Here is an 18530-nt window from a genome sequence, read left to right as displayed (position 1 = left end):
GCCGGGAGCCGGGCCCTGGAGGACTTCGCGGCCCGGGCGCGCCCGCTGCTCCTCGCCGCCGTCGCCCTGTTCACGGCCGCCGCCGCCGGGGCCGCCGCGCTCGCCGGCACCCCGCTCGCGGTGGCCGTACCGCTGGCCGTACTGCTCTTCCTGACCCGGCTGCTGCTGCGGCACGGCGCCCACCGCGGGCCCGTCGCCGCCGCCCTCGTGCTCGCGCTGGTGCCCGTACCGGTGGCGGTTCCCGCCGCCTGCGCGGGACTCCTCGTACACGCCGTCCGCGCGCTGGCCCGGGCCTCCGCGCACGCGCGGCCCTGACGTTCCGCCCGCACCGCCCCCACCCGCCCACACGCAAGGAGAACAAGGACATGACCGGCCAGCCAACCAACCAAGGGGCCACGCGATGAGGGTGCTGCTGATCGGAGCCAACGGATACCTCGGCCGCTACGTCGCCGACCGGCTGCTCGCCGACCCCGCCGTCCAGCTCACCGCACTCGGCCGCGGCGACGACGCGGACGTCCGCTTCGACCTCGCCACCGGCAGCCCGGGCGCGCTCACCCGCTTCCTGGACGCCGTCCACCCCGGCGTCGTCATCAACTGCGCCGGCGCCACCCGCGGCGGAGCCCGGGAGCTGACGCGGCACAACACCGTCGCCGTCGCCACCATCTGCGAATCGCTGCGCCGCAGCGGGTGCGGGGCCCGGCTGGTCCAGCTCGGATGCGCCGCCGAGTACGGACCGAGCCAGCCAGGATCGTCCACGGCCGAGGACGCCGTGCCGAGACCTGGCGGACCGTACGGCGTCAGCAAACTGGCCGCCACCGAACTGGTCCTGGGCTCCGGGCTGGACGCCGTCGTGCTGCGCGTCTTCTCGCCCGTGGGCCCCGGCACGCCCGCCGGGTCCCCGCTCGGCCGCCTCGCCGAGGCCATGCGCCGCGCGATGCAGGCCGGGGACGGGGAGCTCAAGCTCAGCGGGCTCGGTGTCCAGCGGGACTTCGTGGACGTACGGGACGTGGCCAGGGCCGTGCACGCCGCCTCCCTGTCGGCCGCCCAGGGCGTCGTCAACATCGGCACCGGTCGCGCGGTGCGGCTGCGCGACGCGGCCGCCGTGCTGGCCCGGGTCGCCGGGTACGGAGGCGCCCTGCACGAGCTGGACGTCCCGCACGGAGGGCCCCAGGCGCACGCGCACCCCGGCCGCCCCGCCGGGCTCGCCGCCATCGGGTCACCCCGCTCCGAGGCCACGGCCGAGCAGCTCGCCGGCTCCGCGCCGCAGGCGTACCCGTACCCCGACGGCTGCGGCGCCTGGCAGCAGGCCGACGTGCGCACCGCCCGCGACCGGCTCGGCTGGCGCCCGCGGATCAACCTGGAGGAATCCCTCGCGGACATCTGGATGGAGGCGGCGTGCCGCATCTGACCACCCCACCGGGCACCGCGACGGCGGCCGGGACCGAGGCCGGCCGCCTCGGTCTCGGCATCCCCGGCTACGCGCACCCGCTGCTCGCCCCCGTCGAATGGGCCGAGCTGACCCGCCCCGGCACCCCGCTGCACTGGGCGGTGCTCAACGTCGCGGACGGACCGGGCGGACGGCCGGACCCGCACTGCACCGAGGCGGCGGCCAAGCTGCGCGCCGCCGGCGGCACCGTCCTGGGCCATCTCGCCATGCGGGACGGCGGGCGGTCCTTCGGGGAGCTCGTGTCCGACGCCCACCGCTACCGGGACTGGTACGGGGTCGGCGGCTTCTACCTCGCCGCCGCCCCGGCCGACCGGACGGAGCTGGCGCACGTGCGCCGGGTGACGGACACCCTCCGCGGCCTGGGGGACGGGCTGCGGATCGTGCTCGGGCACGGCACCCATCCGCACGAGGGGTACCTGGAGGCCGCCGACCAGCTGGTCACCTTCTCCGGGACCTGGGCCGACTACCGCTGGTCGCAGGTGGCGGAGTGGACCGCGGACCACCCGGCCGAACGCTTCTGCCACCTCGTCCACGGGGTGCCGCGGACCCACCTGGAGGAGGCGACCCGGATCGCCCGCTGGCAGGGCGCGGGAACCATCTGGTTGACGGACCGGCTCGGTGTGCGGGGCGGCGACCCCTGGGCGTCGATGCCCGGGTACTGGGACGAAATCGTCTCGCGGATCGGAACAGGTGTCTCGGAATGAAGTAGGCCGTGGCAGTGTTACGGGGAGAACAATCATCAGACTGCTCCCTGCTCCCGCGGGGATGCTCCCCATCCTCGGAGTGCCCGTGTCGCTGCCACCGCTGGTCGAGCCAGCAGCTGAGCTCACCGTTGACGAGGTCCGCCGGTATTCGCGGCACCTGATCATCCCGGACGTCGGGATGGACGGCCAGAAGCGCCTCAAGAACGCCAAGGTGCTCGCCGTGGGTGCCGGCGGCCTCGGCTCGCCCGCTCTCATGTACCTGGCCGCGGCCGGCGTCGGCACGCTGGGCATCGTCGAGTTCGACGAGGTGGACGAGTCCAACCTGCAGCGCCAGATCATCCACAGCCAGGCGGACATCGGCCGGTCCAAGGCCGAGTCGGCCCGCGACAGCGTGCTGGGCATCAACCCGTACGTGAACGTGGTCCTCCACGAAGAGCGGCTCGAAGCCGAGAACGTGATGGAGATCTTCAGCCAGTACGACCTCATCGTCGACGGCACGGACAACTTCGCCACGCGCTACCTGGTCAACGACGCCTGCGTCCTGCTGAACAAGCCGTACGTGTGGGGCTCGATCTACCGCTTCGACGGCCAGGCCTCGGTCTTCTGGTCCGAGCACGGCCCGTGCTACCGCTGCCTCTACCCGGAGCCGCCCCCGCCGGGCATGGTCCCGAGCTGCGCCGAGGGCGGCGTCCTGGGCGTGCTGTGCGCGTCCATCGGGTCCATCCAGGTCACCGAGGCGATCAAGGTCCTCACCGGCGTCGGCGAGCCGCTCGTCGGCCGTCTGATGATCTACGACGCCCTGGAGATGCAGTACCGCCAGGTCAAGGTCCGCAAGGACCCCGACTGCGCGGTCTGCGGTCCGAACGCGACCGTCACCGAGCTCATCGACTACGAGGCCTTCTGCGGCGTCGTGTCGGAGGAGGCCCAGGAGGCCGCGCTCGGGTCGACGATCACTCCCAAGCAGCTCAAGGAGTGGATCGACAGCGACGAGGCCATCGAGATCATCGACGTCCGCGAGGTCAACGAGTACGAGATCGTCTCGATCCCCGGCGCGAAGCTGATCCCCAAGGGCGAGTTCCTGATGGGCACCGCCCTGCAGGACCTGCCGCAGGACAAGCGCATCGTCCTGCACTGCAAGACGGGTGTCCGCAGTGCGGAGGTCCTCGCGGTCCTGAAGTCCGCGGGCTTCGCGGACGCGGTCCACGTCGGCGGCGGCGTGATCGGCTGGGTCCACCAGATCGAACCCGGCAAGCCGATCTACTAGCGGTCCCCGAAGGGGCCGTACCTCACACCGCGGTGGGGGGTACGGCCTCTTCGTCGTGCCCGCCGGACGGGTCCGCCGGAGCGGTGCACACGGTGTTCGCGGCGGGCGCCTTCCCCTCCAGCAGGTACGTGTTCACGGCGTCCTGGACGCAGCGGTCGCCGGTGGTGTAGGCGCCGTGCCCCTCGCCCTTGTACGTGAGCTCGACCCCGACACCGGGCCCCAGGCGCTCCACCATGTTGCGGGCGCCCTCGTAGGGGGTGGCCGGGTCGCCGGTGTTGCCGATGACGAGGATGGGCGCGGATCCCGGGGCGGACACGTCCGGGGTGTCCGAGGCGCCGGCCACCGGCCAGTCGCTGCAGCTCAGCATCGCCCAGCCGAGGAAGTCCCCGAAGACGGGCGAGGCCGCGCGGAAGGCCGGCAGCTTGGCCTTGGTCTGCTCCAGGGTGTAGCGCTGCTTGGAATCGGCGCAGTTGATGGCCGTGTTCGCGGCGCCGATGTTGCTGTACCGGCCGCCGGGGTCGCGGCCGTTGAGCGCGTCGGAGAGCCTGAGCAGCAGCTGCCCCTGGCCGCCCTCCGCCTCGTCGATCCCCTGCTCCAGCAGCGGCCAGGTTTCCTTGGAGTACAGGGCGGAGGCGATGCCGCTGGTCGCGGCGGACTCCGTCAACTTCCGGTCGCCGATGCCCGCGATGGGCTTGGCGGCCAGGGACTTCTGCAGCTCGATGACGGTCGCCTCGACCTCCTTGGCGGTGCTGCCCCGGAGCCGGCAGGCGTCGCCCCGGTCCACGCAGTCCTGGGCGAAGTTGTCGAGGGCCAGCTGGAAGCCCTTGGCCTGCCCCAGGGCGCTCTCCTCGGGAGTCTTGGTCGGGTCCACCACGGCGTCGAAGACGGCCCGGCCGACGTTCTTGGGGAAGAGGTGGGCGTAGACCCCGCCGAGCTCGGTCCCGTACGAGAAGCCGATGTAGTGCAGCTTGTCGTCGCCGAGGGCCTGGCGGATGCGGTCCAGGTCGCGGGCGGCGTCGGGGGTGCCGACGTGCGGGAGGAGCTTGCCGGACTTCGCCCGGCAGGCCTGCTGGTAGGCCTTGTTGGTGTCGAGGAAGGCGGCTTCCTTCTGGGGGGTGTCCGGGGAGGAGTCCTGGGCGTAGTACGTGTCCAGCTGCTTGTCGTCCTCGCAGCGGACGGGGGCGCTGGCGCCCACCCCGCGCGGGTCGAAGCCGACCAGGTCGTACTTCGAGCGCAGGGCCTCGAACTGCTGGGCGGTGCCCGTCAGGGCCGTGATGCCGGAGGCGCCGGGGCCGCCGAAGTTGAAGACGAGGGAGCCGATGCGGTTCCCCTGGTCCCGGGCCTTCGCGCGGATGAGGGCGATCGGGACGGTCTCGCCCTCGGGCTCCGCGTAGTCGAGGGGGACGTCGAGGGTCGCGCACTGCCAGTCCTTGGGCGGGACCTGGCCGCCGCCCTGCGCGGCGGTCGGGGCCGAGCACTCGCCCCACGCGAGGGGTTTGGGGTCCTTGCCGCCGTCGGCCGTCGTCTTCTTCGGGTCGCCGCCGTCTGAGCAGGCGCCGGTGCTCAGCAGGGCGGCGGCGAGTGCGGTGGCGGCGGTGGCCCGCCAGGCGTTTGTCGGCATGCCCCCATCCTCGGGCCGCCCGCCCGGGCCCGCCCCCGCGCTGACCCATCCGGGGGTCCCGCCCGGCCGGGCACCGGACGGGAGCGCCCGGACCGGGATGCTAGATCGCTTCCTTGCGGGTCAGGAAGTTGAAGGAGATCCACCCCGGGAGGACGGGGAGCCAGAACGTCATCAGGCGGAACAGGAGTACCGCCGAGATGGCGACCTCCTTCTCCAGCCCTGCCGCGATCAGGCCGAGCGTCAGCGTGGTCTCCACCGCGCCCATGCCGCCCGGGGTCGGCGCCGCCGACCCCAGCGCGTTCCCGGCGAGGAACACCACGGCGATGCTCGCGTAGCTGATGGCCTCGCCGCCGCCGAAGGCCCGGATCGACGCGTCCAGGCACATCACGAAGCAGCCGGTCAGCAGCAGCATGCCGCCGATCCCCGTCACCAGTTTCTGCGGCCGCTGCAGCACGTCCAGCATGCGCGGCACCACGCCCGCGAAGAGCGCCCGCACGCGGGTGACCACGAACTTGCGCATGAAGGGCACCGCCGTCACCACCAGCACCAGCACGGCCACCGTCAGCAGACCCGCGATGACCGTCCGGGACGGTGTCATCTGCGGGGTCTTCTCGGTCCCGGTCAGGTAGCCGAAGGACAGCAGCAGCAGGATATGGCTGGCCAGGCCGAACAGCTGGGAGGCGCCGACACTCGCGACCGCGAGGCCGGGGCGGACCCCCGCGCGCTGGAGGAACCGCGTGTTCAGCGCGACACCGCCGACCGCCGCGGGCGCCACCAGCTTCACGAAGGACCCGGCCACCTGCGCCACCACGGTCCGCAGGAACGACACGCGCTCCGGCACGAAGCCCAGCAGGCTCATCGCGGCGGCGAAGTAGCTGAGCGCCGAGAAGGCCAGAGCCGCTCCGACCCAACCCCACTGGGCCTGGGTGACGATGGTCGCGAAGTCCACGTGCGCGAGCTGGGTGAGCAGGAAGTACGCACCGAACGCACCCGCGATGAACGACACCAGGGTGCGCGGACGGATCCGCTCCAGCCGGGCCGGCTCCACCGGTGCCTGCGGGCGAATCAGCAGCACCTGCTGGCGGATCTGGCTCAGCAGGTCCTCCTCGCGGGCCCCGTCCAGCGCGTCGTCCAGCGCCCGCTTCTCGGCCTTCCGGTCGGCCGCCTGCGACGCGGTGGTCCCCGGCCCGGCGGAATCCGCCTCGCGCGCCGCCTTCGCCGCCCGCGAGGACTCCAGTACGGCCTCCCGCTGGCGGTCCGCCCGCTCCCGGGCCAGCCGGCGCAGGGTCGCCCGCGTGGAGCGGCTCAGCGCGATCGGCTGGAGCAGGGGCAGGCAGTCCGCCACCGTGTCCGGCCCGAGCACCGACACCGCCGAGGCCACCGACCGCTCCGCGCCGACCCGCAGGCCGAGGGTGGTGAGCAGCTGCGCGATGTCCATCCGGAGCACCAGGTCGCCGGCCGCGATCTCGCCGCCCCGCAGGTCGGTCAGGATCACCGTGCCAAAACGATCCACCACCAGGGCGTCGCCGGTGAGCCGGCGGTGCGCGATCCGCCGCGACTGCAGGGCCCGTACCTGTTCCCAGGCGTTGCGGCTGAGCCCGTCGGTGATCTCCTCGTCGGCCAGGGAGTCCAGGGTGCGGCCGCCCAGGTGCTCGTACACGAGCATCACGGCGTCCGGGCCGAGCTCGGAGGTGGCGATCAGCTTGGGCGCGTTGGCCCCGGCCGCGATGGCGGCGTAGGCGAGCAGCGCCTCCTGCTCCAGCGCCTGGCGCAGCGACTGCAGACTGCGCCGGGTGGTGATGCCGCGCAGGGTGAGCCGGCGCCAGACGCGGTAGAAGAAGCCCTGGGCCTGCTGCTCGCGGTCGACGACGGTGACGTCGAGCGGCGGGCCGTCCTCCAGGGTGACGTGGTAGCGGCGGCCCCGGTCGCTGACCTCGGTGGCCTCGGGTCCGTCGGGAGCGTCCGCGCGCATCGCGCTGACGGGCTGGAAGCCGACCCGGCGCAGCCCCGCGAGCAGGGTGTGGCCGGTCGGACGCACGTTGGGCGAGCCGACGGCGTACAGGGTGGCGTAGGCGACGCTCCAGCCGATCAGGACGGTCAGGACGATCGAGAAGGGCGTGGTGTAGCCGCCGACCAGCATGGTGAAGGCGTCGAGCAGCAGCACCACCCAGAGCGCCACGCGCCACCGGGGTCTGCGGGTCATGCCCACGGCCGTCATGTACGCGATCACGGGCGCGAGGTAGCCGTGCACCGGGTCGGTGAGGGACCCGCCGGCCCCGGCGGGGCGGGTCAGGGCCTCCTGGATGGTGCCGGGTGCGGCCTGGGAGACCCACAGGTCGGTGGCGAGGGTCACGCCGTGGGCGAGGACGGCGGCGAGCACGCCGTCGGCGATGCGCAGTCCGTCGCGTTTGATCAGCCGCTCTATGGCGAAGGCGACGGGCAGCAGCAGCACGGCGATGCTGGACACCAGGGCGGCGACCTCGATGAGCAGGACCGGGGCCGCGCCCGTGCCCTTGTTGATGTCCTCCTCCAGGCCGACGGTGGTGCCGTGGGCGAAGGCGGCGATGCCGAGGACGACGGCGATACCGAGGACGCCGCCGAGGAGGCGTACGAGGTCGGACGGGCGGTGCACGCGAGCGGCGAGCAGCGGCTCGTCCACCTCGACCCGGTCGGCGGCGGTGGGGGTGTGGCCGTGCGGGCCCTCGGTGGCGTCGGGTCCGGGGCCGGGGCGGATGCCGGGCCCGGGGCCGCCGGGGGGCGCGGCGGGGTCGGCGGGTGTCGCGGGGTCGTCGGGGCGCGTGCCGCCGTCCGGCTGCGTGCGGTCGTCCGGGCGCGTGCGGCCGTCGGCCGCCCCGTCGTCCGTCGCCCCGCCGTCCGGAGGGCTCACACCCTGCTCCTTCGTCGTCACTTCCGTCTCTTCTTGATCACGTATCACCAGTCACCGCCCGGAAGATGGTGGCACGGCCGGGCGGTCCCAGGGGGCAGCAGGGTGCGCGCCGGTGTGGAACCTGGGCTTCCGCCCGCGGCCGTCCGGCGTACTGCACCATGTCCCGAATGAGCGAGGAACTGCCCGCCTACGCGGAGCGCGTGCTGGAGGTCGCCGAGCGGATTCCGCCCGGCCGGGTGATGACGTACGGCGACGTCGCCGAGTGGCTGGGGGAGGGCGGGCCGCGTCAAGTCGGGCGTGTCATGGCCCTCTACGGAGGAGCCGTGCCCTGGTGGCGCGTGGTTCGGACGGACGGCATACCGCTGCCCGGCCACGAGCGGCGCGCCCTGGAGCACTACCGGGCCGAGTCCACCCCGCTGCGCCTGACGGCCGCCGGCGACCCCCGGCTGGACATGCGCCGGGCGCGCTGGGACGGCTCCGGACCGCAGGACGGGCGCGACGAGTCTCACACCTGACAGCTTCGACCATGCGCGGCCTGAACGGGCGGTCGAGCCCTCGGGCGAAGGCCCGTACGGGGGACCGGACCGGACTGCGCGGGGACCCGCGGTTGCCGTAGCGTGGCCCCTTCGGCCCGGGCCCGGGACCGGAGCCCGGCTCCTGCCGGGACCGCCGCGGGAGCCCCCGTACCGCCCGCAGACACCGCAACAGCCACCGCAGACCCACCAGGACCGGCACCTCACGTGATCACCTCTTCCTCCGACCGCGCCGGACGCCGGCGTACGCGGACCCCCGACGCGTACCGCCTCGTGCGCACCGGGCCGGAACGGGTGGATCCCCCTGTGCTGGACGCAGCGCAGCGGGCGGTGGTTGACCACCCCGGCGGACCGCTGCTGGTCCTGGCCGGACCGGGCACGGGCAAGACCACCACCCTGGTCGAGGCCGTCGCCGCCCGGGTGGAGGCGGGGGCCGACCCCGAGCGGATCCTCGTCCTGACCTTCGGCCGCAAGGCCGCCGTGGAACTCCGCGACCGGGCCGCACTGCGCCTGGGCGGCGCGCGCGCCCCGCAGGCCACCACCTTCCACTCCTTCTGCTACGGCCTGGTCCGCGCCCATCAGGACACCGAACTCTTCGCCGACCCGCTGCGTTTGCTGTCCGGTCCGGAGCAGGACGTGATGGTCCGCACCCTGCTGGAGGGCCAGCGCCGGATCCGCTCCATCCGCTGGCCCGAGGACCTGCGGGCCGCGCTCACCACGCGCGGTTTCGCGGACGAGGTACGGGCGGTGCTGGCCCGCGCCCGCGAGCTCGGCCTGGGGCCCGGCGCGCTGTCCGACTTCGCCGACCGCATAGGGCGGCCCGACTGGAAGGCGGCGGCCGCCTTCCTCGCCGAGTACCTGGACGTCCTGGACATGCAGGGCACCCTGGACTACGCCGAACTCCTCCACCGCGCCGTGCTCCTCGCGGAGCGCACGCCGTCCCTCGCCTCCTCCTACGACGCGATCTTCGTGGACGAGTACCAGGACACGGACGCCTCGCAGCTGCGGCTGCTGCGGGCGCTGGCCGGGCCGGGCGGCACGCTCGCCGCCTTCGGCGACCCCGACCAGTCGATCTACGCCTTCCGCGGCGCCGACATCAACAACGTCCTGGACTTCGGGTCCTCCTTCCCCGGCGCCTCGGTGCTGGCCCTGACGGAGGGCCGCCGTTCCGGAGCGGCGCTGCTGGCCGCCACCCGCCTGCTCACGACGCGCATGCCGGTACCGCGGCTGCCGGCGGCGGCGGTCCGGGCGCACCGTGCGCTGCGGCCGGTGCGGGAGGGGGGCCGGGTGGAGGTGTTCACGTATCCGACGGCGGGCGCGGAACTGGACAACATCGCCGACATCCTGCGCCGGGCCCACCTGGAGGACGGCGTGCCGTGGCGGGACATGGCGGTCCTGGTCCGCTCCGCGGGCCGCACCCTCCCGGCGATGCGGCGCGCCCTGATCACGGCGGGGGTCCCGGTGGAGACGGACGGCACGGACGTCCCCCTCCGCCACGAACCGGCCGTGTCCCCCCTCCTGACCGCCCTGCGCATCGCGGCGGCCCCGGCGGCCGCAACCGCCCCGGCGGCCCCCGCCGGTGGCGCCCACGACCCGAAGGCCGCACCCGCCCCGGCCGATGGCGACCGCGACCCGGCCCCGGCGTCCGACGCCGAGCCGCCCGTCGAGGGTGACGGCGGCCCGGCGGCCGATGCCGAGCCCCCCGCGGGGGCCGGAGCGGCAGCGGGATCCGGGCCCGCCGAGTCCGACCCGGTCCCGGCAGCGGATGCCGAGCCGGCCGTCCGGGGCGACGGCCCGGCGGCCGATACCGAGCCCCCCGCGGGGGCCGGAGCGGCGGCGGGATCCGGGCCCGCCGAGTCCGACCCGGCCCCGGCGTCCGACGCCGAGCCGCCCGCCGGGGGCGACCGCGGGCCCGGGAGCGCCGACGACCCCGCCGGAGGCGTCACCGTCGAGGACGCGCTCACGCTGCTCGCCTCGCCCCTCGGCGGGATGGACGCCGCCGACCTGCGGCGGCTCGGCCGGGCCCTGCGGGACGAGGAGCGCGCGGCGGGCGTCAAGGTGCCCGCGCCCTCCGACGTCCTGCTCGCCCGCGCCCTCGCCGAGCCCGAGCGGCTCACCGCCCACGACCCCGCCCACGCCCGCGGCGCGCAGCGCCTCGGCCTGCTCCTGCGCAAGACCCGCGAGCTGCTCCAGGGCGGCGGCACCGCCGAAGAGGCCCTGTGGACCCTCTGGGACGGCACCCCCTGGCCGCAGCGGCTGGAGCGCAACGCCCGCCGGGGCGGCGCCGCCGGCCGCAACGCCGACCGCGACCTCGACGCCGTCTGCACCCTCTTCGACACCGCCGCCCGCGCGGAGGACCGTACCGGCGGCAGCGGAGCCCTCAACTTCCTGGAGCAGCTGGAGGCCGAGGACATCGCCGCCGACACCCTCACCGGCAGGGTCGTCCGCTCCGACGCCGTGCGCCTGATGACCGCCCACCGCTCCAAGGGGCTGGAGTGGTCCCTGGTGGTCGTCGCCGGGGTGCAGGACGGGCTCTGGCCCGACCTCCGCCGCCGGGGCTCCCTCCTGGAGGCCGACCGCATCGGCCGCGACGGCCTCGCCGAGCCCCTCACCCCCGGCGCCCTGCTCGCCGAGGAGCGTCGCCTCTTCTACGTCGCCGCCACCCGCGCCCGCGACCGCCTCGTCGTCACCGCCGTCAAGGCCCCCGCCGAGGACGGCGACCAGCCCTCCCGCTTCCTCACCGAGCTCGGCGTGCCCCCGCGCGATGTCACCGGCCGCCCCCGCCGCCCCCTCGCCGTACCGGCGCTCGTCGCCGAGCTCCGCGCCACCACCGTCGACCCCGACGCCACCCCCGCGCTGCGCGACGCGGCCGCCCGCCGCCTCGCCCGCCTTGCCGCGCTCACCGACGACGAGGACCGGCCGCTGGTGCCCGCAGCCCACCCGCAGCGCTGGTGGGGCCTGTACGAGCCGACCCGCAGCAGCGTCCCGCTCCGCGACCGGGACCGGCCCCTGGCCCTCTCCGGCAGCGCCCTGGACCAGCTCGCGAACACCTGCTCCCTCCAGTGGTTCCTGGGCCGCGAGGTCAAGGCCGACACCCCCTCCACCGCCGCCCAGGGCTTCGGCAACGTCGTCCACGTCCTCGCCGACGAGGTCGCCTCCGGCCGCACCCCCGCCGACCTGGCCGTCCTGATGGAACGCCTCGACTCGGTGTGGGACGCCCTGGCCTTCGACGCGCCCTGGAAGTCCGTCCAGGAGAAGGAGAACGCCCGCGCCGCCCTGGAGCGCTTCCTGCGCTGGCACACCACCGACCGCGGCGGCCGGGCGGCGGTGGCCACGGAGCACGAGTTCGACGTCACCCTGGAGGCGGGCGAGTACGCCGTACGGATCCGGGGGTCCATGGACCGGGTCGAGGCGGACCCGCAGGGGCGTGCGTACGTGGTCGACTTCAAGACCGGCAAGGCCGCGCCGACGAAGGACGAGGTCGCCCGCCACCCGCAGCTCGCCGTCTACCAGCTCGCCGTGCGCGAGGGTGCCGTGGACGAGGTCTTCGACGGGCTGCGGCCCGCCCCCGGCGGGGCCGAGCTCGTCCAGCTCCGCCAGGGCGCCGCGCAGCGCGACGGCGGCGACGCCGTGCCCAAGGTGCAGGCCCAGCAGCCGATCGACGGGGAGTGGGTCGGGGACCTGCTCGCCACAGCCGCCGGGCGGGTCCTGGACGAGCGGTTCGCGCCCGCCGCCGGCCGGCACTGCGACCACTGCGCCTTCCGCAGCGCGTGCAGCGCCCGCCCCGAGGGCCGCCAGACGGTGGAGTGAGCGCGGCGCCCGCCCGGCCGCCCTCCGCGAAGACTGCCCGTCTCCGGATCGGCTGCGCCCGCCCGTCTCCGGGGCCCCTGCCGCCTCCGGGGCGGGCGGGAGTGTCAGCGGGGGCGGCTAGCCTTTTCACGTGTCCGCGCGCCCGTCCCTCCTCACCGACCCCGAGCAGCTCAAAGAGCTCCTCGGTATCCCCTTCACGCCCGAGCAGATGGCCTGCGTCACCGCCCCGCCCGCCCCGCAGGTCGTCGTCGCGGGCGCCGGCTCCGGCAAGACCACGGTCATGGCCGCCCGGGTCGTCTGGCTCGTGGGCACGGGCGCGGTCGCGCCCGAGCAGGTCCTCGGCCTGACGTTCACCAACAAGGCCGCCGGTGAGCTGTCCGAGCGCGTACGCAAGGCCCTCGCGCGGGCCGGCATCACCGATCCGGACCCCTCGCCGGCGGGGCCGGGCGATGCCGGCGGCGAGCCGCGCATCTCCACGTACCACGCCTTCGCCGGGCAGCTGCTCAAGGACCACGGCCTGCGCATCGGGCTGGAACCGAGCTCCCGGCTGCTCGCCGACGCCACCCGCTTCCAGCTCGCCGCGAAGGTGCTGCGCGAGGCCCCCGGCCCCTACCCGTCGCTGACCAAGTCCGTCCCGGCCCTGGTCAGCGACCTGCTCGCGCTCGACGCGGAGCTCTCCGAGCACCTGGTCGAACCGGCGCACCTGCGGCAGTACGACACCGAGCTGCTGGGCGCCCTCGCCGACGCCAGGCTCAGCAACGAGGACCTGCGCAAGGTCCCGGAGGCCGTGCGCGGCCGCCTCGAACTGCTGGAGCTCGTCAGCCGCTACCGCGCCGCCAAGCGCTCCCGCGACCTCTTCGACTTCAGCGACCAGATAGCCCTCTCCGCGCGGCTCGCCACCACCCGGCCCGAGGTCGGGGCGCTGCTGCGCGAGGAGTTCCGGGTGGTGCTGCTCGACGAGTACCAGGACACCTCCGTCGCGCAGCGGCTGCTGCTGTCCGGGCTCTTCGGCGCCGGCAGCGGGCACGCGGTGACCGCCGTGGGAGACCCGTGCCAGGCGATCTACGGCTGGCGGGGTGCCTCCGTGGCCAACCTCGACGACTTCCCCGAGCACTTCCCGCATGCCGACGGCACCCCCGCGACCCGGCTCTCGCTCAGCGAGAACCGGCGCAGCGGCGGCCGCCTCCTCGACCTCGCGAACGGGCTCGCCGCGCCGCTGCGCGCCATGCACGAGGGGGTGGAGGCGCTGCGTCCGGCCCCGGGAGCGGAGCGCGACGGCTTCGTCCGGTGCGCGCTGCTGCCGACGCACGCGGAGGAGCTGGAGTGGCTCGCGGACTCCGTCGCCCACCTGGTCCGCACCGGCACCGAACCCGGGGAGATCGCCGTACTGTGCCGCTCCGCCGCCGACTTCGCGCGCATCCAGGCCGTGCTGGTGGCCCGCGACGTGCCGGTGGAGGTCGTGGGCCTGTCCGGGCTGCTGCACCTCCCGGAGGTCGCCGACCTCGTCGCCGTCTGCGAGGTCCTCCAGGACCCGGGGGCGAACGCCGCCCTCGTCCGGCTGCTGATCGGCCCGCGCTGGCGGATCGGCGCCCGGGACCTGGCCCTGCTGGGGCGCCGGGCCCGGCTGTTGATCGGCCGCGCGCCGGCCGGCGCGGCGGACGACGACGAACGTCTGGCGGCCGCCGTGGAAGGCGTGGACCCGGCGGAGATCGTGTCCCTGGCCGACGCCCTGGAGACGTTCCTGGACGGCGCCGGGCAGGCCCCCGACGACCTGCCCTTCTCGGCGGAGGCCCGGGTCCGCTTCGCGCACCTCGCCCAGGAGCTGCGCGACCTGCGGCGCTCGCTGGCGGACCCGCTGATGGACGTCCTGCACCGGGTGCTGAGCGCGACCGGCCTGGAGGTGGAGCTGTCCGCCTCCCCGCACGCGCTGGCGGCCCGCCGGCGCGAGACGCTGTCCAACTTCATGGACGTGGCCGCGGGATTCGCCGCGCTGGACGGGGAGGCCTCGCTGCTGGCGTTCCTGGCCTTCCTGCGCACGGCCGCCCAGTACGAGAAGGGCCTCGACCACGCGCTTCCCGGCGGGGAGAACACCGTCAAGGTCCTGACCGCCCACAAGTCCAAGGGCCTGGAGTGGGACGTGGTGGTCGTCCCGGACCTGTGCGCCGGGGCCTTCCCCAAGGAGAAGGCGCCCGAGGCCTGGACCTCCTACGCGAAGGTGCTCCCGTACGCGCTGCGCGGCGACGCCCCGACCCTGCCGGCGGACCCGGCCTGGACCGCGGCGGGCATGAAGGGCTTCAAGGCGGCCCTGACGGAGCACAAGGCCGTGGAGGAGCTCCGCCTCGGCTATGTGACCTTCACGCGCCCGCGCTCCCTGCTCCTGGCATCCGGCCACTGGTGGGGCCCGACCCAGAAGAAGCGCCGGGGGCCGTCCGCGTTCCTGACCGCCCTGTACGAGCACTGCGCGGCCGGGTTCGGCGAGATCGAGGCCTGGGCGGCCGAGCCGGACGCCTGCGCCGAGAACCCCGCCCTGTCCTCGGAGTCCGCCCCGGACCACTCCTGGCCGCTGCCCCTGGACCCCTCCTCCCTCGCCCTGCGCCGCACGGCGGCCGCCCTGGTGGAGTCCTACCTCGCGACCCCGCCGCCGGCCGCGGACCCCGAGCCGTACCTGTGGCCCCCGGACTGCGAGGACCCGTCCCCCGCCGAGGAACCGCCTCCGCCCCCGTACGAGGACCTGTGGCCGGAGGCCGAGGCGTGGGCCGGGCCGGCGACCCCGCCGCCGGGCTCGGGCCCGGCCGACGACGACCTGTGGCCCGAGGCGGAGACGTGGTCCGCGCCCGGGTCGGCGCCCGGGTCCGCGCTCCCGTCCGCGCCCGGGGCCGCGCCCGGGTCGGCGCCCGGGTCCGCGGCCCCGTCCTCGGGCCCCGCCCCGGCCGGCCACGACGACCCGGGGCCGGAGGCCGGCGCGTCCGCGCCCCGGCCGGCGCCGGACCCCCCGCTCACCCCCGAGGAGGCACGGGCCGTCGCCTCCTGGGACCGCGACCTCGACGCCCTGGAGGGCGAGCTCCGCCGCGCCCGCGCCGCCGTCCGGGACGTGGAGCTGCCGTCCGCCCTCTCCGCCAGCCAGCTCCTGCGGCTCGCCGCCGACGAGCAGGCCTTCGCCCGCGACCTCGCCCGCCCCATGCCCAAGCCCCCCCAGCCGGCCGCCCGCCAGGGCACCCGCTTCCACGCCTGGGTCGAGTCCCGCTTCGACGAGCTGCCGCTGCCGCTGCTGGACGTCCTCGACCCCGCCACCGAACTCCCCGGCTCCGGTTCCGACCAGGACATCGCCGACGAGGCGGACCTCGCCTCCCTCAAGGCGGCCTTCGAGCGGAGCGAGTACGCCGACCGCACCCCGTACCGGATGGAGGCCCCCGTCCAGATCACCCTGGCCGGCCGCGTCGTACGGGGCCGGATCGACGCCGTGTACCGCGCCCCCGACGGCTCGTACGAGATCGTCGACTGGAAGACCGGCCGCACCACCGAGGCCGATCCGCTCCAGCTCGCCGTGTACCGCCTCGCCTGGGCGGAAGCCACCGGCACCCCCCTCGACCGGGTCTCGGCCGCCTTCCTGCACGTGCGCAGCGGCCGCGTGGTGCGCCCCCGCGACCTCCCCGACCGGGCTCGCCTTGAGCGGATCCTCCAAGGCCGAACGGGCACGGACAGTGACGGCCGGACGGCCGGATAGGCTCGGGTGCATGAGCGACAGCCAGCCGGACAGCGTCGTCCGCACGTACATCGAGACCCACCGCGCCGCCTTCCTCGACGACCTCGCCGAGTGGCTGCGCATCCCCTCCGTCTCGGCGCAGCCCGAGCACGCGGGCGACGTACGCCGCAGCGCCGAATGGCTCGCCGCGAAGCTCAAGGAGACCGGCTTCCCCGTCGCCGAGGTCTGGGAGACCCCCGGCGCCCCCGCCGTCTTCGCCCACTGGCCGAGCGAGGACCCCGACGCCCCGACCGTGCTGGTGTACGGGCACCACGACGTGCAGCCCGCCGCCCTCGCCGACGGCTGGCACACCGACCCGTTCGAGCCGGTCGTCAAGGACGGCCGGATGTACGGGCGCGGCGCCGCCGACGACAAGGGGCAGGTGTTCTTCCACACCCTCGGCGTACGGGCGCACCTGGCGGCCACCGGCGCCGCGGCCCCCGCCGTGCACCTCAAGCTGCTCGTCGAGGGCGAGGAGGAGTCCGGCTCCATCCACTTCCGCGACCTCGTCGAGGCCCGCGCCGGCGAACTCGCCGCCGACGTCGTGATCGTCTCCGACACCGGCATGTGGTCCGAGACCACCCCCACCGTGTGCACCGGCATGCGCGGCGTCGCCGACTGCGAGATCGACCTCCACGGGCCCGACCAGGACATCCACTCCGGCGCCTTCGGCGGGGCCGTGCCCAATCCGGCCACCGCAGCCGCCCGGCTGGTCGCGGCCCTGCACGACGACGACGGGCGGGTCACCGTACCCGGCTTCTACGACGGCGTCGTCGAACTCACCGAAGCCGAGCGCGCCCTCATCGCCGAGCTGCCCTTCGACGAGTCCGAGTGGCTGCGCACGGCCAAGTCCCACGCGGCCTCCGGCGAGGCCGGCTATTCCACGCTGGAGCGGGTCTGGGCCCGCCCGACCGCCGAGGTCAACGGCATCGGCGGCGGCTACCAGGGGCCCGGCGGCAAAACCATCGTGCCCGCCTCCGCGCACCTCAAGCTGTCGTTCCGGCTGGTGTCCGGGCAGGACCCGTACGAGGTCGAGGCGGCCGTCAGGGACTGGGTCGCGGCGCGGATCCCGGCCGGGATCCGCCACGCCGTCACCTTCGGCGCCCCGACCCGGCCCTGCCTCACCCCGCTGGACCACCCGGCGCTGCGGTCCGTGGTCCGGGCGATGGGCCGCGCCTTCGGCCAGAAGATCCTCTTCACCCGCGAGGGCGGCTCCGGACCGGCGGCGGACCTCCAGGACGTGCTGGACGCGCCCGTCCTCTTCCTCGGCATCTCCGTGCCCTCCGACGGCTGGCACGCGCCGAACGAGAAGGTCGAGCTGGACCTGCTCCTCAAAGGCGTCGAGACGACCGCCTACCTCTGGAGCGACCTGGCCGCCTCCCACCGCGAAGCCGCCCCCGCACCCGCCTGACGCACCCGCCCGACGCACCCGCCCTGCCGAGCCCGCCGTGTCCCACCCGATGGGGGAGTTGGAAGTACCTGTGAGCACCCATACCGAGCGCCCGCTCTCGCTCGCCGCACCCAGCGGAATCGACCGTGCCGCGCACCACCGCCTCGACGAGGCGTGGCTCGCCGCCGCCTGGAGCCACCCGACGACCCGCGTCTTCGTGGTCTCCGGCGGACAGGTCCTGGTCGACGACACCCCCGACGGGGGCACGGGCATCGTGACGACGCCGGCCTTCGAGGCCCCCGTCACCGAGACGCACCGCTACTTCCTGGGCACCGACGAGGACGGCGTGCGGTACTTCGCCCTGCAGAAGGACTCGCTGCCGGGGCGGATGGACCAGTCGGCCCGCGCGGCCGGCCTGCGCGAGGCCGGGATGCTGCTGTCCCCGCGCGACGCCGGTCTGATGGTGCACGCCGTGGCCCTGGAGAACTGGCAGCGGATGCACCGCTTCTGCTCCCGCTGCGGCGAGCGCACGGTGGTCGCGGCCGCCGGGCACATCCGCCGCTGCCCCGGCTGCGGCGCCGAGCACTACCCGCGCACCGACCCGGCCGTGATCATGCTGGTCACGGACGAGCAGGACCGTGCGCTGCTCGGCCGCCAGGTGCACTGGCCGGAGGGGCGGTTCTCCACCCTCGCCGGCTTCGTGGAGCCGGGCGAGTCGATCGAGCAGTCCGTCATCCGCGAGGTGTGGGAGGAAGCCGGAGTCAGGGTCGGCGAGGTCGAGTACGTGGCCAGCCAGCCGTGGCCGTTCCCGTACAGCCTGATGCTGGGCTTCACAGCCCGTGCCACCAGCTCCGAGATCACGGTGGACGGCGAGGAGATCCAGGAGGCCCGCTGGTTCTCCCGCGAGGACCTGCGCGCGGCGATCGAGTCGGGCGAGGTGCTCCCCCCGGCGGGCATCTCGATCGCGGCCCGGCTGGTCGAGCTCTGGTACGGCGAGCCCCTGCCCCGACCGCTGGTCTAGGAACGGCCCCCCGTCGCGAGCGGACGACGGCCGGGCTGCCGGCCCGGATGCCCGCCACGCGGCCGGCCGTGACGGCCTGGCTCGACGCCCTGTCGGCGAACGCCACGCATC

Annotated in this window: 10 protein-coding genes and 1 pseudogene; 9 read left to right on the top strand and 2 right to left on the bottom strand. The window is 75.0% G+C overall.

The window, feature by feature from the left end:
* The 4 genes and pseudogenes from ACFWUQ_RS27440 to moeZ form a co-directional block, all read left to right on the top strand.
* Positions 1-315 (top strand): annotated as a pseudogene (locus tag ACFWUQ_RS27440) (hypothetical protein); the annotation flags it as partial.
* 85 nt (positions 316-400) lie between these two features.
* On the top strand, positions 401-1408 hold the full coding sequence (locus tag ACFWUQ_RS27435; protein ID WP_384543280.1) for an NAD-dependent epimerase/dehydratase: 1008 nt from the start codon (positions 401-403) through the stop codon (positions 1406-1408).
* Positions 1396-2151 (top strand): spherulation-specific family 4 protein, encoded by a 756-nt coding sequence (locus ACFWUQ_RS27430; RefSeq protein ID WP_384543278.1) that lies wholly within the window; start codon positions 1396-1398, stop codon positions 2149-2151. The genes ACFWUQ_RS27435 and ACFWUQ_RS27430 overlap by 13 nt, the downstream gene beginning before the upstream one ends.
* An 85-nt stretch (positions 2152-2236) precedes the next feature.
* Entirely contained in the window at positions 2237-3415 is a 1179-nt protein-coding gene (moeZ, locus tag ACFWUQ_RS27425) for an adenylyltransferase/sulfurtransferase MoeZ (RefSeq protein WP_384543276.1), read from the top strand.
* A 22-nt stretch (positions 3416-3437) separates the two neighbouring features.
* Here the strand turns inward: moeZ and ACFWUQ_RS27420 are convergent, their stop codons facing one another.
* Both ACFWUQ_RS27420 and ACFWUQ_RS27415 read right to left on the bottom strand, forming a co-directional pair.
* A complete protein-coding gene (locus ACFWUQ_RS27420) occupies positions 3438-5036 on the bottom strand; it encodes an alpha/beta hydrolase (protein WP_384543273.1) in 1599 nt (532 codons plus the stop codon).
* Positions 5037-5136: 100 nt separating this feature from the next.
* A complete protein-coding gene (locus tag ACFWUQ_RS27415) occupies positions 5137-7971 on the bottom strand; it encodes a YbhN family protein (RefSeq protein WP_384543270.1) in 2835 nt (944 codons plus the stop codon).
* Positions 7972-8090: 119 nt separating this feature from the next.
* On the opposite strand from ACFWUQ_RS27415, the gene ACFWUQ_RS27410 reads away from it, so the two are divergent.
* The 5 genes from ACFWUQ_RS27410 (at position 8091) to nudC (ending at position 18419) form a co-directional block, all read left to right on the top strand.
* Complete coding sequence (locus ACFWUQ_RS27410; RefSeq protein ID WP_384543268.1) at positions 8091-8438, top strand: MGMT family protein; 348 nt, start codon at positions 8091-8093, stop codon at positions 8436-8438.
* 225 nt (positions 8439-8663) lie between these two features.
* Positions 8664-12266, top strand: a complete 3603-nt coding sequence (locus ACFWUQ_RS27405) for a UvrD-helicase domain-containing protein (RefSeq protein ID WP_384543265.1) — start codon at positions 8664-8666, stop codon at positions 12264-12266.
* 130 nt (positions 12267-12396) lie between these two features.
* Entirely contained in the window at positions 12397-15990 is a 3594-nt protein-coding gene (locus ACFWUQ_RS27400; RefSeq protein WP_384543262.1) for a UvrD-helicase domain-containing protein, read from the top strand.
* Positions 15991-16000: 10 nt separating this feature from the next.
* Positions 16001-17419, top strand: a complete 1419-nt coding sequence (locus tag ACFWUQ_RS27395; protein ID WP_384543260.1) for a dipeptidase — start codon at positions 16001-16003, stop codon at positions 17417-17419.
* Between the two features lie 49 nt (positions 17420-17468).
* Entirely contained in the window at positions 17469-18419 is a 951-nt protein-coding gene (nudC, locus tag ACFWUQ_RS27390; protein WP_384543283.1) for an NAD(+) diphosphatase, read from the top strand.
* The last annotated feature ends 111 nt before the right edge of the window (positions 18420-18530 follow it).

It is taken from the genome of Streptomyces sp. NPDC058662 (genome assembly GCF_042716255.1).
Lineage (GTDB): Bacteria > Actinomycetota > Actinomycetes > Streptomycetales > Streptomycetaceae > Streptomyces.
This window is presented reverse-complemented; position numbering and strand designations above follow the sequence as displayed.

Bases quoted from the DNA above. Each gene is read 5' to 3' on its own strand.
- ACFWUQ_RS27395 (WP_384543260.1), top strand. From the start codon at position 16,001: ATGAGCGACAGCCAGCCGGACAGCGTCGTCCGCACGTACATCGAGACC.
- ACFWUQ_RS27435 (WP_384543280.1), top strand. From the start codon at position 401: ATGAGGGTGCTGCTGATCGGAGCCAACGGATACCTCGGCCGCTACGTC.
- ACFWUQ_RS27410 (WP_384543268.1), top strand. From the start codon at position 8,091: ATGAGCGAGGAACTGCCCGCCTACGCGGAGCGCGTGCTGGAGGTCGCC.
- nudC (WP_384543283.1), top strand. From the start codon at position 17,469: ATGGGGGAGTTGGAAGTACCTGTGAGCACCCATACCGAGCGCCCGCTC.
- ACFWUQ_RS27420 (WP_384543273.1), bottom strand. From the start codon at position 5,036: ATGCCGACAAACGCCTGGCGGGCCACCGCCGCCACCGCACTCGCCGCC.